The sequence below is a fragment of the Rhodococcus sp. 05-2255-3B1 genome (genome assembly GCF_002258545.1).
Lineage (GTDB): Bacteria > Actinomycetota > Actinomycetes > Mycobacteriales > Mycobacteriaceae > Rhodococcoides.
The window spans coordinates 518,062-532,796 of the sequence record NZ_NOZC01000007.1 but is presented as its reverse complement, the minus strand read 5'-3'; the positions used below and the strand labels follow the sequence as shown (position 1 = coordinate 532,796).

The window sequence follows — 14,735 nt, the reverse complement described above, 5'->3', positions numbered from 1 at the left end:
TCCGGGGACGGTGCCTGTGTGACCTCTTCGTCACGCTCGCATAACATCGACTCTCGTGCCCGACGTCGTGACAGATTCATCAGCTGGTCCACCCGTTCCCGCTCCACTGCGAGCCTCGGACGAACTTCGTGCTCAGGTACGAGTTCCCCGGCTGATCGCCATGGTGGCCGGCGTTCTCGGTGTGCTGTTCGCGCTGATCACTCCGTTCGCACCCGTCACTCAGACCACCGCCACCATCGCGTGGCCTCAGAACGGGCTCCTGCAGGACGTGGACGCCCCGCTGGTGTCCCAGGCACCCCTGAGTCTCACCGCGACCCTCCCGTGCTCTGCCGTCGCAGCACTCCCCGCGTCGGGCGGGCTACTGCTGGCGACGGCACCCCCGCAGGGTGAAGGCGCGGCACTGAACAGTCTGTTCGTTCGCGTCGGCGAATCGAACGTCGACGTTCTCGACCGCAACGTGGTCGTCGCGACGGCACCTCGCGCCGACGTCGAGAGCACCCGCTGCGCAACCATCGAGATCACCTCGAACGACCAGTACACCTCCGCGGCATTCACCGGACTGACCGACGACGACGGCCAAGCGATCCAAGGCCGTCTCGACGGCGACCTACGTCCCCAGGTCGTCGGCATCTTCAGCGATCTCAGCGGTGCGGCCCCGGCCGACATGTCCGTCACCGTCGACGTCGACTCGCGGTTCTCGTCGTCGCCGACGCTCCTGAAGTCCCTGATCATGATCCTCGCGATCGCCTGCACCCTGTTGGCGATCGGCGCGCTCGGTCGACTCGACGGCACCGACGGTCGCGCGCACCGCCGCTTCTTCCCGTCGCACTGGTGGAAGTTCACCGGCGTCGACGTCACCGTCCTCGGTGCTCTGGTCGGTTGGCACTTCGTCGGCGCGAACACCTCCGACGACGGCTACCTGCTCACGATGGCCCGCGCCGCCGATCACTCCGGCTACATGGCCAACTACTTCCGCTGGTTCGGCGTCCCCGAGGCCCCGTTCGGCTGGTACTACGACGTACTCGCCGTCTTCGCCAAGATCTCGACCGCCAGCCCGTGGATGCGCCTGCCCGCCCTCATCGCAGGCGTCCTGTGCTGGATGGTGATCAGCCGCGAGGTGGTGCCACGCCTCGGCCGTGCCGTCCGCAAGTCCAACGTCGCCCTGTGGACCGGCGGACTGGTGTTCCTCGCGTTCTGGCTGCCGTACAACAACGGTCTGCGCCCCGAACCGATCGTCGCCCTCGGAGCACTGCTCACCTGGTGCTCGGTGGAACGATCCATCGCCACCGGCCGATTGCTCCCCGCAGCCGCAGCATGTCTCATCGGTGCCTTCACCCTCGCCGCCGCGCCGACCGGATTGATGTGTGTGGCAGCGCTTCTCGCCGGGGCGCGGCCCATCGCGCGCATCGTCGTCCGACGCCACCGGCAGGTGGGCACCCTCGCGATGCTGGCACCACTGGCCGCAGCAGGTGTACTGGTCCTCGTCGTCGTCTTCGCCGACCAGACGTACGCCACGGTCATCGAGTCGACCCGAGTCCGCACCATCATCGGCCCCAACGAGGCGTGGTATCAGGACTTCCTGCGCTACTACTACCTCTTCGTACAGACCGTCGACGGCTCGGTCGCACGCCGCTTCGCATTCCTGACGATGATCCTGTGCCTGTTCACGACACTGTTCGTGCTGCTGCGTCGCCGACGCATCCCCGGCATCGCGAACGGTCCGGCCTGGCGCCTGCTCGGCGTCGTGCTCGGCACCATCTTCTTCATGATGTTCAACCCCACCAAGTGGACTCACCACTTCGGTTCCTACGCCGGAATCGCCGGTGGCCTGGCCGCGCTGACGGCCGTCGCCGTTTCGGCCAGCGCCCTGCGCTCGCGGCGGAACCGATCGCTGTTCACCGCCGGACTGATGTTCGTTCTCGCACTGTCGTTCTCGGGCATCAACGGCTACTGGTACGTCTCGAGCTACGGCGTTCCTTGGTTCGACAAGACGGTCTCGCTCGGTGGCAACGAATCCGGCACCCTGTTCCTCATCCTCTTCGGACTCGTCCTCGCCGTCGCCGCATTCCAGTACCTACGCGAGGGATACGCTCCCCCACAACCGAAACCGACATCCGCGCGCGGCAAACGCATCCGCAAGTTCGCTGCCGCACCGCTGACCGTCATCGCCGGAATCATGGTGCTCTTCGAGATACTCTCGCTCGTCAAGGGAGCCGTCTCGCAGTACCCCGCCTACTCGCTGGCACGATCGAATGTGCAATCGGTACTGGGTAATTCGTGCGGACTCGCCAACGACGTCCTCGTCGAATCGAACCCCAACGCAGGCGTGCTGAGCCCGCTACCCGAGGACTTCGACCCCGTCGCAGGACCACTCGGCGGATCGAGCAGCACACTGCGCAACTTCACCGCCAACGGCGTTCCCAGCGACCTCAGCGCGGACGCCGTGGAAGTCAAACCGGGACAAGGCAATACCGACCAACAGGCCGTCGGACCCGCCTTCGAGGAAGGCCAGAGTTCGGGTACCGCAGGAGGCACCGGCGAAGTGGGCGTCAACGGCTCCTCCGCCGCCCTGCCCTTCGGACTCGACCCGGCCACCACGCCCGTCCTCGGCTCCTACCAAGAAGGCATCCAGGAGCCCGCGTCGGCCACCTCGAGCTGGTACCAACTACCCGCCCGCAGCGACGACGCACCCCTGGTCGTCTTCTCCGCAGCCGGACGCATCTGGTCCTACGACGACACCGGGGCCCTCACCTACGGACAGTCGCTACTGCTCGAATACGGCAAGCGCCAGCCCGACGGTAGCGTCCAGGCCCAGGGCACCTACCTGCCGCGCGACATCGGACCCGCACCCTCGTGGCGCAACCTCCGAATCCCGTTGGCGGACATCGCACCCGACGCCGACGCCGTCCGCATCGTCGCCAACGACCCCAACCTCACCGGCGACCAGTGGCTCGCGTTCACTCCGCCGCGAGTGCCCGTGATGGAAAATCTGAACACCCTCATCGGCAGCGAACAACCCGTGCTGCTCGACTGGGCCGTCGGACTCCAATTCCCGTGCCAACGTCCCTTCGACCACCGGTACGGCGTCGCCGAGGTACCCGGATATCGCATCCTCCCCGACCGCCCACTCGCCGTCAGCTCCACCGACACCTGGCAGTCCGGCGAGAACGGCGGCCCCCTGGGCTGGTCCGAACTACTCGCCAAGCCCGTCACCGTCCCCACCTACCTCGAAAACGACTGGGCCAGAGACTGGGGTTCGTTGGAGCGCTACGAGCAGTACTACCCGAGCGCCGTGCCCGCTGAACTCGAAACAGCAGACGTCACCCGATCGGGCTTCTACAAAGACGGACAACTGCGAGTATTCGAGGACTGACTCCGCCCGCCCCCGCTCCGCCCCGCTCCGCGTCAATGGACCCTTGCATACGTCTCGACCGTGCAAGGGTCCATTCACGTTTCGGCCCGTCGTGGGTCAATGGACCATTGCATACGTCTGATCGCGTCAATGGTCCATTCACCTTCCGTGGGGCAGGGGCCATGCCCGCAGACGGCCATCGGAGTTGGTAGCGCCATCGGCCGGCCTTAACATCCGAGCCCGACAGCGTCGTCCACCTCGAGAGTGGTAACGGCCAATTCATCCACAGAGTGGTCGTTGATCCACAGACCGCCCGCGGCAGCGCCGAAGGCGACGAACGTGTCGGATCCGAATTCCACTCTTCAGGCATGAAGAGACGATTGTGGAACGCAGATTCATTGTTCGACCTGAGCTCGGCCGGCGTTGTGACGCGCCGGCAGCTTCGCGAGGCGGGCGTGAGTGATGCAGCGATCGACAGCAGATGCGCGCCCGGCGGGCCGTGGCAGCGGTTGCTACCGGGCGTCGTACTGCTGCGCAACGGTCATCCGTCGACGCTCGAGCGCTCAGCCGCGGCGCTCGCGTACGGCGGACCGACGAGCATGATCACCGGCTGCGTCGGACTCGATTCGTTCGGATACGGGACCAACGGGTCCGCCGGGGAGGTTCATCTGCTGCTACCCGCGCAGATGCGTCGGGCATCGGTGTCTTTCGTGCGCGCAGAGCGCACGTGGCGGCTTCCGAAGCCCATAACCAAGGGCAGCATCCGCGTTGCTCCTCTGGTGCGTTCACTGGTCGACGCCACGCGGGCCGCGAAATCCGAGACAGGGTGCGTTGCCCTGCTGACCGAGGTACTCCAACGAGGCGGCGTGTCCATCGACGAAATCGCGACCGAATTGGCCGAAGGTCCGCGCCGCTACAGCGCACTCACCCGGCGTGTACTTCTCGAGCTGCGGGACAACGCGCACTCGGTGGCAGAACTCGAAGACCAACGCCTGTACCGAAGCAGCGGGCTGCCTCCAATGACACACAACTGCGACATCTACGCCCCAAGCGGAGAGTTCATCGCCAAGACCGACGGCTGGATCGACGCCGTGGCACTGGCACGTGAAATCGATTCCGTGACCCATCATCTGTCACCGGCCGACTACCAGCGGACACAAGCTCGACGCAACCGAATGCAGGCCCACGGACTGATCGTCGTATCTCATTCACCACAAGACATCCGCGATCGACCGACACAGGTGCTCGACGACTTACGAAAGAATTACCAACACGCTCTCGCCAGACCTCGACCGGATGTCGTGATGGTTCCACGCCAATCGGCCGGGTGAATGGACCATCGGACACGTCTGAGCAGTGCAGTGGTCCATTGACACAGCCGCGGCTGGTGCGTGAATGAACCATTGCACACGTCTGACCGGGGCAGTGGTCCATTGACGCGAACGGGAGCGGAGCGACCCCGACAAACGAGGATCGCCCCACTTCGGTTCGACTAGATCGGAAGCAGCGAGTGCTTACGTGGACTCTTGTGCACTTCCTTGTCTTTCAGGATGTGCAGGGCCTTACGAATTTCGAGGCGGGTTTGCGAGGGCTCGATGACCGCGTCGATGTAGCCACGTTCGGCGGCGATCCAGGGCGTTGCCACGTGTTCGTTGTAGAAGTTGATGAGCTGCTTGCGCAGGGCCGGTGCGTTCTCTCCGGCCTCGGCGAGTTGCTTGCGACTCATGATGTTGATGGCACCTTCGGCACCCATGACGGCGATGCGGGCGGTCGGCCAGGCGAGGTTGATGTCGGATCCGAGCTGCTTCGAGCCCATCACCGCGTATCCACCGCCGTACGACTTGCGGATCACCACGGTCAGTTTCGGCACCGTCGCCTCGACGAAGGAGAAGATGAAACGGCCGCCGCGATGGATGACGCCGAGAGTCTCCTGGTCGACGCCGGGCAGGAAGCCGGGTGTGTCGACGAGGAAGATGATCGGAATGTTGTAGGCATCGCTGAGGCGGATGAAGCGGGCACATTTGTCCGCTGCCTTGGCGTCGAGCGCCCCGGACAGGTGCATCGGCTGATTGGCGACGATGCCCACCGGCCGACCGTCGACGCGGGCGAAGCCGGTGATGACGTTCGGTGCCGTCTGGCCCGACAGTTCGTGGAATTCACCGTCGTCGAATATGCGCAGGATGATGTCGTGCATGTCGTAACCGGCGTTGTCGGCGTCGGGCATGAACGAGTCGAGCTTGCGATCGGATTCGGTGATCTCCGGCTCGAGCCCCGGGTTGATCACCGGCGACTCCTCCTGGCAGCTCGACGGCATGTAGCTCAGGTAGTTCCGGATCCACTCGAAAGCGGCCTTCTCGTCGGCAGCGACGTGGTGCACGTTGCCGTTGACAGCCTGGACGCGGGCACCGCCCAGCTCGTCGAGGCTGACGTCCTCACCGGTGACGGACTTGATGACGTCCGGACCGGTGACGAACATGTACGCCTCTTCGGTGGCGACCACGATGTCGGTGTTGATGGGCGCGTACACGGCACCACCGGCACACTTGCCGAGGATCAGGGAGATCTGCGGGCACAGACCGGACAGCGCCTCGTGGCGTCGACCCAGCTCGGCGTACCAGGCCAGGGACGTGACCGCGTCCTGCACACGAGCTCCACCGGAGTCGTTGATGCCGACGACCGGGCAACCCATCTTGATGGCGAAGTCCATGATTCCGGCGACCTTGCGGCCGAACATCTCGCCGACGGTTCCGCCGAACACCGTCTGATCGTGCGAGAACACGGCGATCGGACGACCGTCGACGGTTCCGTGGCCGGTCACGACGCCGTCGCTGTAGAGAGCGGCCGGGTCGTTCGGGGCCTTCACCAGTGCGCCGATCTCGACGAAGCTACCGGGATCGAGCAACGACTTGACGCGATCGCGGGCACTGGGAATGCCCTTCTTCGCACGCTTGGCTACGCCGATGTCGCCGGCCGGTTCCTCGGCCTGTTCGAGCTTCGTCCGTAGTTCGGCCAGCTTCTCAGCAGTGGTGCCACTCAAGATCTACGCTCCGGTTCTTGCAGACTCGATGTTCTCGAGCGTCTTCGACAAATGGGCCGCAATTTTTCCAATGTACGGCTCGTCGACGACCGCGAGGTGATCGCCTCCGACGTAGACGATCTCCAGGTCCTCGACCACCGGTCCCCAGCCACCGTGCTCTTCGCGGGTGGCGTACGCGGGCTCGAGAGCGATCGCGTCGTCGTGGTACTTGTCGGCCATGTACAGCGTCACGTGACCGCCGTACTTCTTGAGCTCGGCCGTCTGGATGGCCCGATTGTCGAGCCACGACGTGCGCTGATGCTCGATGATCCCGCCGGGGATCTTGGCACCGCTGAGCTTGACCAGATCGGTGATGATGCGGATCTGTCCCTCGTCGTCGGAGTCGACCAGCTTGTCGTAGGGAATCGGGTAGTCGACGTTGTACGTCTTCTTCGCGAACGCCGCGTAGCGTTCCCAGCGCTTGCGCACCTCGTCCTTGGTGTCCGGGATCTGCGTGCCGGGCATGACGGTGTCGAGCAGCCCCACGTAGGCGACCTCGATGCCCTCTTCCTCCATCTGACGCGCGACCTCGTAGGCGAGGATGCCGCCGAGCGACCAACCGACGAACACGTACGGTCCTTCGGGCTGGATCGCCTTGATCAGCGGCACGTACTCCGCAGCTCGCACGGCAATGGGGCCTTCGACGCGCTCGAGGCCGTACATCGGCGTGCCGGCAGGCAGCTTCCGCAGCAGCGGCTCGTAGGCGACGGTGGAGCTGCCGGCCGAGTGGAACGCGAACACCGGTGTGGCGGTGGAGCCTTCGGGCCGGGCACGCAGATTGCGTACGACGCCGTCGATCTCACCGTCCTCGAGGTGCGGACGAACCTTGTCTGCGAGCTGCTCGATGGTCTCGGAGTCCAGGACGTCGTCGAAGGTGATCTCGCCGCCGGCCCGCTCGGTCAGACGAGCGGCCAGCTTCTCCGCCGTCTCGTCGTCGAGGATCGGCAGAGTGTTGAAGATTCCCTTGGCCGATTCCTTCGTCACCACAGCCCATGTCGCGAACGTCATCCGCTCGGCATTGTCGCGCGGAGGCACGTCGGATCCGGCGGCCTCGGCGAATGCTTCCTTGCCGCCGAGATCGGTCTGCGCCGCGGCAGCAACTGCCGGGGCAGCCTTCTCGACGGGGGCAGCGTCCTCGGCAACGGGGGCAGCGGGGGCAGGCTCGACGGCGGCAGGCGACGCAGCAGCCTGTTCGGCCGCCTTCTCCGCCGCCTGCTTGTCTGCCAGTGCCTGCACCTCGTCGCGGTTCTCGATCGCGTAGCGCAGGTACTTCTCCACCTCACGCAGGTTGGCGTCGCGCACGGCCTGCAATTGCACTGTGGGGATATCGAATTCGTACTCGACGCGGTTCTTGATGCGCACGGCGCTGAGCGAATCCAGACCCAGTTCGATCAGCGGAACCTCGGGCGGCAGATCCTCGGGCGCGTAGCCCATGGACTCCGCGACGATGACGGCCAGTCGGTCCTCGAGCTTCTGGTTGCCGTTCGGATCCCAGCGATCACCGAACGTCTCGACGACCTCCGGCAATTCCTCCATGGGAGACGAGGAGCGCTCTTCCACAGCGACAACGGGGTCCGGTCGAACGTCACCCGAGGTGACGACGGCCTCGTGCAGCAGGGTGAACGCCGAGCCCTCGTGCGCGTGCACCTGTACCGACGCGCCACCGAGGTGCGAGGTCAACGTGGTGACGACCGTACCCGCCTTCGGCACGCCGGCGTGGGAGACCGAAACTCCCAGTGCCACATCGGAGAACACCTGCGACGCGGCAGCAGTGACCAGTGCATCGAAATCGGCGACGGCGGAGGCCTGGACCTCCCAGACGTGGCGGCCGTCCGGCAATGCGACGCGGGCACCGGGAACTCGCGCGTTACCGCTCGAGCTGACCTGCGAGTTCAGCCAGAACTCCTTGCGCAGGTAGGCAGTTCGCGGGATGTCCGCGTACGGGCCGGATTCGAACAGCGTTGCCAGTTCCAGTGCATGACCGTGAACGTACAGCTGCGCCAGAGCGGCGAGGAAGGTCTCGGACTCGTCCTCCTTGCGCTTGAGCGTCGGAATCAGAGTCGAATCGGCGACGCCTGCAGCCCATGCCGTGGCGGCGACCGACATCAATGCGACGGGATTGGGAGCGAGCTCGACGAACGTCGTATGCCCGTCTCCCACAGCGACATTGACGGCCTGGGTGAACCAGACCGGATGACGCATTCCCTTGGTCCAGTACTCGACGCCGTGGATCGCCGCATGCCCGACGCGATAGTGGGCCTCGCGATCGACCGAAGAGTAGACCCCGGCGGTGAGCTTGCCGGGTTCGATTCCGGCGAGTTCGGCGGCCAGCTCACCGAGCAGCACGTCGACGGCTGCGGTGTGTCCTGCACCCTTGACGTCGAGGAGTCGGGCCATCTTGCCTGCGGCCTCGGCCATCTCGACGAGAGCCTCGACCTCGGCGCGCGGTCCGCCGACGGTGGTGTGGGTCGGTGCTGCGTAGACGCAGGGCTCGACGTTGGGGAACTGATCGGTGAGAGTCTTGACCTCGTCGGGGGTGTACTCGACAAGAGCCATTGCGCCCTGCGATGCGGCTCCGAGTCCGTCCTGGCCCTCGGCCAGCAGTCGCGACCGGGCGTAGATGATGCGCACTGCGTCTTCGAGGTTCAGGCCGCCGGCGACGTATGCGGCCGCGACCTCACCCATCGAGTGTCCGATGACGGCCGACGGCTCGGCACCGTGCGCGCGGAGCGTTGCGGCCAAGGCGATCTGGATGACGAAGATGCCCACCTGGGAGTTCTCGAACTCGTAGGTCTGCGAGTCGTCGAGGATGATCTCGCGGATGGAGTAGCCGGCCTCGTCGACCAGCAGTTCGTCCACCTTGTCGACCTCGGCGGCGAACACCGCGTTGGTGCGGTAGAGGCGCGATGCCATCTTGCGGTGCTGTGAGCCGAAGCCGGAGAACACCCACACTGCGCCGTTGGAGGCCGGTGAGTCTGCAGAGAACACACCGGGTCCGGGCTTTCCTGCGGCGATGGCGCGCAATCCTGCGATGGCCTCGGCGGTGGTGGATGCCAGAACCACTGCGCGCGAACGTCCGTGGTTGCGGCGGGCCAACGTGCGGCCGACGTCGACGAGAGGCGTCGTACTTCCCTCTTCGGTTTCGAGCCAGTCGGCCAACTCTCCGGCGGCTCGCTTGCGGCGCGACGGAAGGGCCGCGGACACAGCGAGAATGACTGTCTCCGAACCGGTTTCAGCATCGGACAGAATCGTCTCGGCCTCGGCTACCGGATCGGTTGTCTCGACCTTCGAGACGGCAGGTTCAGGCTCGGGGTCGGCGACGATCGGCAGCTCGGCACCGGAGACGTCAGTGAGGCCTTCGACGAGAACGGCTTCCGGGTCCACGGCCGCGGGGTCGAATGCGCCGTCGGTCTCACCCGGGACGTACTCGCGCACGACGACGTGTGCGTTGGTGCCACCGAAGCCGAAACCGGACACACCCGCGACGGCCTTGCCGGTGTACCGCGGCCAGTCGGTGGCCTCCGGAATCACCTTCAGGTGTGCCTTGTCGAAGTCGATGTACGGGTTGGGGCCCGCGTAGTTCAGCGAGGCAGGGAGCTTGTTCTGCTGCATCGCGAGCACGACCTTGATCAAACCTGCTGCGCCCGCGGCAGATTCGAGGTGCCCGAAGTTGGTCTTGGCCGATCCCAGCAGAGCCGGCTTGTCGGCGTCGCGGCCGCGACCGACGACGCGACCGAGTGCATCGGCCTCGATCGGGTCGCCCAGGATGGTTCCGGTGCCATGGGCTTCGATGTAGTCGACGCCCGACGGGTTGATGCCGGCGTCGCGGTATGCGAACCGCAGCGCATCGGCCTGTGCGTCCGGGTTGGGCGCAAGCAGACCGTTGGAGCGGCCGTCCTGATTGATCGCGGATCCGGCGATGACGGCGAGGATGTCGTCCCCGTCGCGTTCGGCGTCCTCGAGTCGCTTGAGCACGACGAGTCCGCCGCCTTCGGAGCGGATCATGCCGTTCGCGTCGGAGGAGAAGGCCTTGATTCGGCCGTCGGGCGCGAGCACACCCGTCTGGCCGAAGCCGACGGTGATGGGCGGCGCGAGAAGCATGTTGACGCCACCGGCAACGGCGAGATCGGATTCGCCGGTACGCAGACTGCGCACCGCCTGGTGCACGGCGACCAGCGAAGACGAGCACGCGGTGTCGACGGCGATCGACGGCCCGCGGAAGTCGTAGAAGTAGGACACTCGGTTGGCGACGATGGCGGTGGACGTACCGGTGAGGGCATACGGGTGCACGGCCGGGTCGCTGACGGCGATGAGTTGGTAGTCGTTGGAGGAGCTGCCGATGAAGACGCCGACCTGGCTGCCCTTGATCGAGCTGGCCGGAATGTGCGCGTGCTCCAACGCTTCCCAGGTCAGCTCGAGTGCGAGCCGCTGCTGCGGGTCGACGTTGACGACCTCGTTGGGCGACATCGCGAAGAATTCGGCGTCGAAGGTCTTGACGTCGTCGAGGTAACCACCCTTGGTCACCGTTGCGGCCACCGCGGCGGCGATGACCGGATCGGAGGTGAATTCCTGCCAGCGGCCGTCGGGCAGATCGGTGATGCCGTCGCGGCCCTCGATCAGCAGCGACCACATCTCCTCCGGAGTCTGTCCGGTACCGGGGAAACGGGACGACAGGCCGACGATCGCGACGTCGTGCGCGTCGCCGGAATTCCCGCCGCTGGTGTAGAACGCGTCGTCGACGGTGCCGACAGGCTCGTCCGGCTCGCCCTCGATGATGATCTTGGCCAGCGAGGCGATGGTGGGGTGCTGGTAGACGACGGTGGCGGTCAGCGTGACTCCCACCAGCTCCTCGATCTCGCCGCTCAATGCGACGGCATCGCGAGAGGACAGACCGAATTCCTCCATCGGGCGGTCGTCGGAGATGGCCGACGCCGGTTGCCCGGTCGCGTCCGCAACCCAGTTGCGCAGCCAGTCCCGCAGCTGCGCAACCGTGAGGTCTCCGCCGTCCACGCGCTCGATTTTGTCTGTCTCTAGTTCAGCCATTACTCACCAAGTCGTGTCGGAGGAAAAACGGAGGGTGCGTCCGTCAGTCGGGCAGTTCTGCGTCCGGGAAGGCCGTCTGCTGGTAGCCGCCACGCAGCGTGCCCTCGATGTACGCGGCCTTGCATGCGCGTCGAGCGATCTTGCCGCTCGAGGTGCGCGGGATGGAACCGGCCGGGACGAGGAGGACGTCGCGAACGGTGACGCCGTGCCGTGCGGAGACCGCGGTACGCACCTCGTCGGCGATCGGAGCCGGATCTGCCTTGCCGGAGCCGGGTGCGCGCTCGGCGACGATGACGAGCTGCTCGGAGCTGTCGTCGGGGTCCTTGGTCAGGGCTGCGCCACTGAACTCGAACACGATGTCCGGGAGCTGGTTGAGCGGGACGGCGAAGGCTGCGACGAAGCCGGGACGCAATGCCTTGCTGGCTTCCTGGGCCGAGAACTCGAGGTCCTGCGGGTAGTGATTGCGTCCGTCGACGATGACGAGGTCCTTGACGCGGCCGGTGATGTAGAGCTCGCCGTCGTGGTAGACGCCGAAGTCGCCGGTACGCATCCAGTTGCCACCCTCGGGAGCGCCGTCTGCGTGCGAGCCTTCGGGGTTGCGGTGGACGAGCTTGTTGTGGAAGGTCTCGGAGGTCTCGGTTTCGCGGCCCCAGTAGCCCTTGCCGATGTTCTCGCCGTGCAACCAGATCTCGCCGACGTGCTCGTCGGCAACCTCGGTGCCGGTCTCGGAATCGACGATGGCAGCCCACTGGCTGCGAGCGACGGTTCCGGTGGACACCTGCGGGATGGCACCGGGGGCGTCGGGGGCGACGACGACGAAGTTGCCCGCATTGAGCTCGACGCGGTCCACGTAGACAACCTTGGCCTCGTCGGCGTGCTTGCTGGTCGAGACGAACAGGGTCGCCTCCGCCATGCCGTACGACGGCTTGATCGCGGACTTCGGCAGACCGTAGGGACCGAACGCCTCGTTGAACTTCTTCATCGACGACGTGGTGACGGGCTCGCTGCCGTTGATCAGACCGATGACATTGGACAAGTCGAGGCTCTCGCCGTTCTTCGGCAGACCACGCTGGGCCGCGTGCTCGAACGCGAAGTTCGGCGCTGCTGCGAAGGTACCCGCGCCGTCGGACACCGCGGCGAGTTCCTTGATCCAGCGCCAGGGCCGCTGCACGAACGCACGCGGGCTCATGATGGTGATGTACTTACCGCCGAGCGCCGGGAGAATGACGGTGAGCAGACCCATGTCGTGGAACATCGGCAGCCAGGTGACGCCGCGGGAGTCGTGGTTGATCTCCATGCTGTCGACCATCTGCAGCGCGTTGACACCGACCGCGCGGTGCGTGATCTCGACGCCGGCCGGGGTCCGCGTCGAACCGGACGTGTACTGCAGGTAAGCGATGTCGTCGAGCCCGGCAGTCGGCTCGACCCACGTCTCGCCGACGCTGTCCGGGACCGCGTCGACGGCGATGATCCGGGGGCGCTCCGCGGCGGGGAGCGCGCGGAAGAAGGCGCGTACGCCTGCTGCCGAGTTGCTCGCGGTGAGGATGGCGCTCGGCTTGCAGTCACCGAGGACGGCATGCAGGCGATCGGTGTGCCCTGGCTCGTCGGGATCGAACAGCGGTACCGCGATGGTGCCCGCGTAGATCGCTCCGAAGAAGGCGATGACGTACTCGAGGCCCTGCGGTGCCAGGATGGCCACTCGATCACCGGGCTGGGTGACCTGCTGCAGGCGAGCAGCGACAGCTTTGAGGCGAGTACCGAACTCGGCCCAGGTCAGCTCATGAGCTTCGCCGTCACGTTCCCGGGAGTAATCGACGAACCGGTACGCGAGCGTGTCGGAATTCTCCTTCACGTTCACCTCGACGTGGCGGACGAGCGTCTGCCCCTCGCCGATGGTGATATGGCCGTTCTCATCGATGAAATCGTCGAACGTGTGGCTCATTACTTCAATCTCCTCCGACACGAATCCGCTGCCACACAGCCTGCGTGACCTGGGCCCGCACGACCGGCTACGTGCATGCGGACACCGAACAGCGTTTTATGTTACTGACTAGTAGCTCTTATGGTGTCGGTTTGGCACCTGGTTTGAAAGGCCAGCTACATGGTACCGACACGCGCCTACGTCACTCGCCTTTCAGCAAGTCGACAACCGGCGCGAATGCTTCCATTTGAGTAGGGAAAACCCCGACATAGGACATCGTCGTCCGCGCGCGAACGTTACGGATCTGATCGGCAATTTCCTCGTATGTCCCGAATGCGAGGTACGGAGACGACAGGATGTCCTCGACGGTGAGCTTGACATCGACGTCCACGTTCGGCGGGTAGCCGTTGTCGAGTGCCGCGAGCGCCATCTCGGCCATCTGCTCACGGTCGTCGGTGACGACGATCGTGGTGATGGCCCAGTTCAGTTCGATGTCGTCGAACCGATCGCCTGCTGCTGCACGAATGAGCTCGACACGCTCGAGGGTCTTCTCGATGGTCATGCCCGAGAGCAACAGCTTGCCCTCCTTCGAGGTGCTCGGCACCACGGAGATGATGTCGGCGTGCTTGGCCGCCAGGGCGAGCATCCTCGGACCGCCACCGCCGATACAAATGGGAGGACGCGGTCCCTGGCGGGGCCGAGGACTGCCCTTGAGTCCTGCGATCGTGTAGTGCTTGCCCTCGAAGTTGCATTCCTGACCGCGCAACAGGACGTCGAGAATTTCGAGGGTCTCCTCCAACTTCTCGATCCGCACGCCAGGGCGGTCGTACGTGATCCCCGCCTTGTCGTATTCCTCACGCATCCAACCCGCACCCAGACCGAGCTCGAGCCGCCCACCCGAGAGCACATCGATGGTGGCCGCATCCTTGGCCAGCACCGCGGGATGCCGGAAGCCGTTCGCCAACACAGCAGTGCCGAGCCGAATCTTGTCGGTGGCCACGGCGAGCGCGCCGAGCGCTGCGATCGGACCGACCTGGTTGCCCAGGTGGTCGGGAATCATGAAGCTGTCGTAACCCAGTTCCTCGGCCTGTTGCGCCAGCTTGATGAACTTCCGAGCCCCGCCCTCCTCGGCGTTTCCCTCTCCGCCTGCAGCGAATCGGAATTTGCGCGGCCCTGCGGTCGCGGCCTCGGCGGAACTCATCTATTGCTCTCCTCGGAGTGTGCAGCGGTCTTGTTTCTGATGGCGAGAGCAGCCCGGCCGAGGCCGATCTGCGCAGGTCCAAGGCGCCACTCTAGCCGCTGACCCGAGTCGATCACACCGGCTGGGGGCTTCGCGGCCAAGG

Annotated in this window: 6 protein-coding genes; 2 read left to right on the top strand and 4 right to left on the bottom strand. The window is 65.5% G+C overall.

The genetic code is table 11. The features are described from left to right. The first annotated feature begins 55 nt into the window (after window positions 1-55). Window positions 56-3,373: an arabinosyltransferase domain-containing protein gene (locus CH249_RS06800; protein ID WP_094646381.1), complete on the top strand. Its 3,318-nt coding sequence runs from the start codon at window positions 56-58 to the stop codon at window positions 3,371-3,373. Between the two features lie 347 nt (window positions 3,374-3,720). After that, a complete protein-coding gene (locus CH249_RS06795) occupies window positions 3,721-4,683 on the top strand; it encodes a hypothetical protein (protein WP_094681601.1) in 963 nt (320 codons plus the stop codon). A gap of 161 nt (window positions 4,684-4,844) precedes the next feature. On the opposite strand, the gene CH249_RS06790 is transcribed toward CH249_RS06795, so the two are convergent. From CH249_RS06790 to CH249_RS06775, 4 genes are all read right to left on the bottom strand, one after another. Next, window positions 4,845-6,389, bottom strand: a complete 1,545-nt coding sequence (locus tag CH249_RS06790; protein ID WP_032396431.1) for an acyl-CoA carboxylase subunit beta — start codon at window positions 6,387-6,389, stop codon at window positions 4,845-4,847. 3 nt (window positions 6,390-6,392) lie between these two features. Then, on the bottom strand, window positions 6,393-11,471 hold the full coding sequence (gene pks13, locus CH249_RS06785) for a polyketide synthase Pks13 (RefSeq protein ID WP_094681600.1): 5,079 nt from the start codon (window positions 11,469-11,471) through the stop codon (window positions 6,393-6,395). Window positions 11,472-11,514: 43 nt separating this feature from the next. Beyond that, entirely contained in the window at window positions 11,515-13,413 is a 1,899-nt protein-coding gene (gene fadD32 / locus CH249_RS06780) for a long-chain-fatty-acid--AMP ligase FadD32 (protein WP_032396433.1), read from the bottom strand. Between the two features lie 181 nt (window positions 13,414-13,594). Further along, the gene (locus tag CH249_RS06775) at window positions 13,595-14,593 is read right to left on the bottom strand and encodes an LLM class F420-dependent oxidoreductase (RefSeq protein WP_032396434.1); all 999 of its coding nucleotides are present in this window, start codon (window positions 14,591-14,593) and stop codon (window positions 13,595-13,597) included. Window positions 14,594-14,735 lie beyond the last annotated feature (142 nt).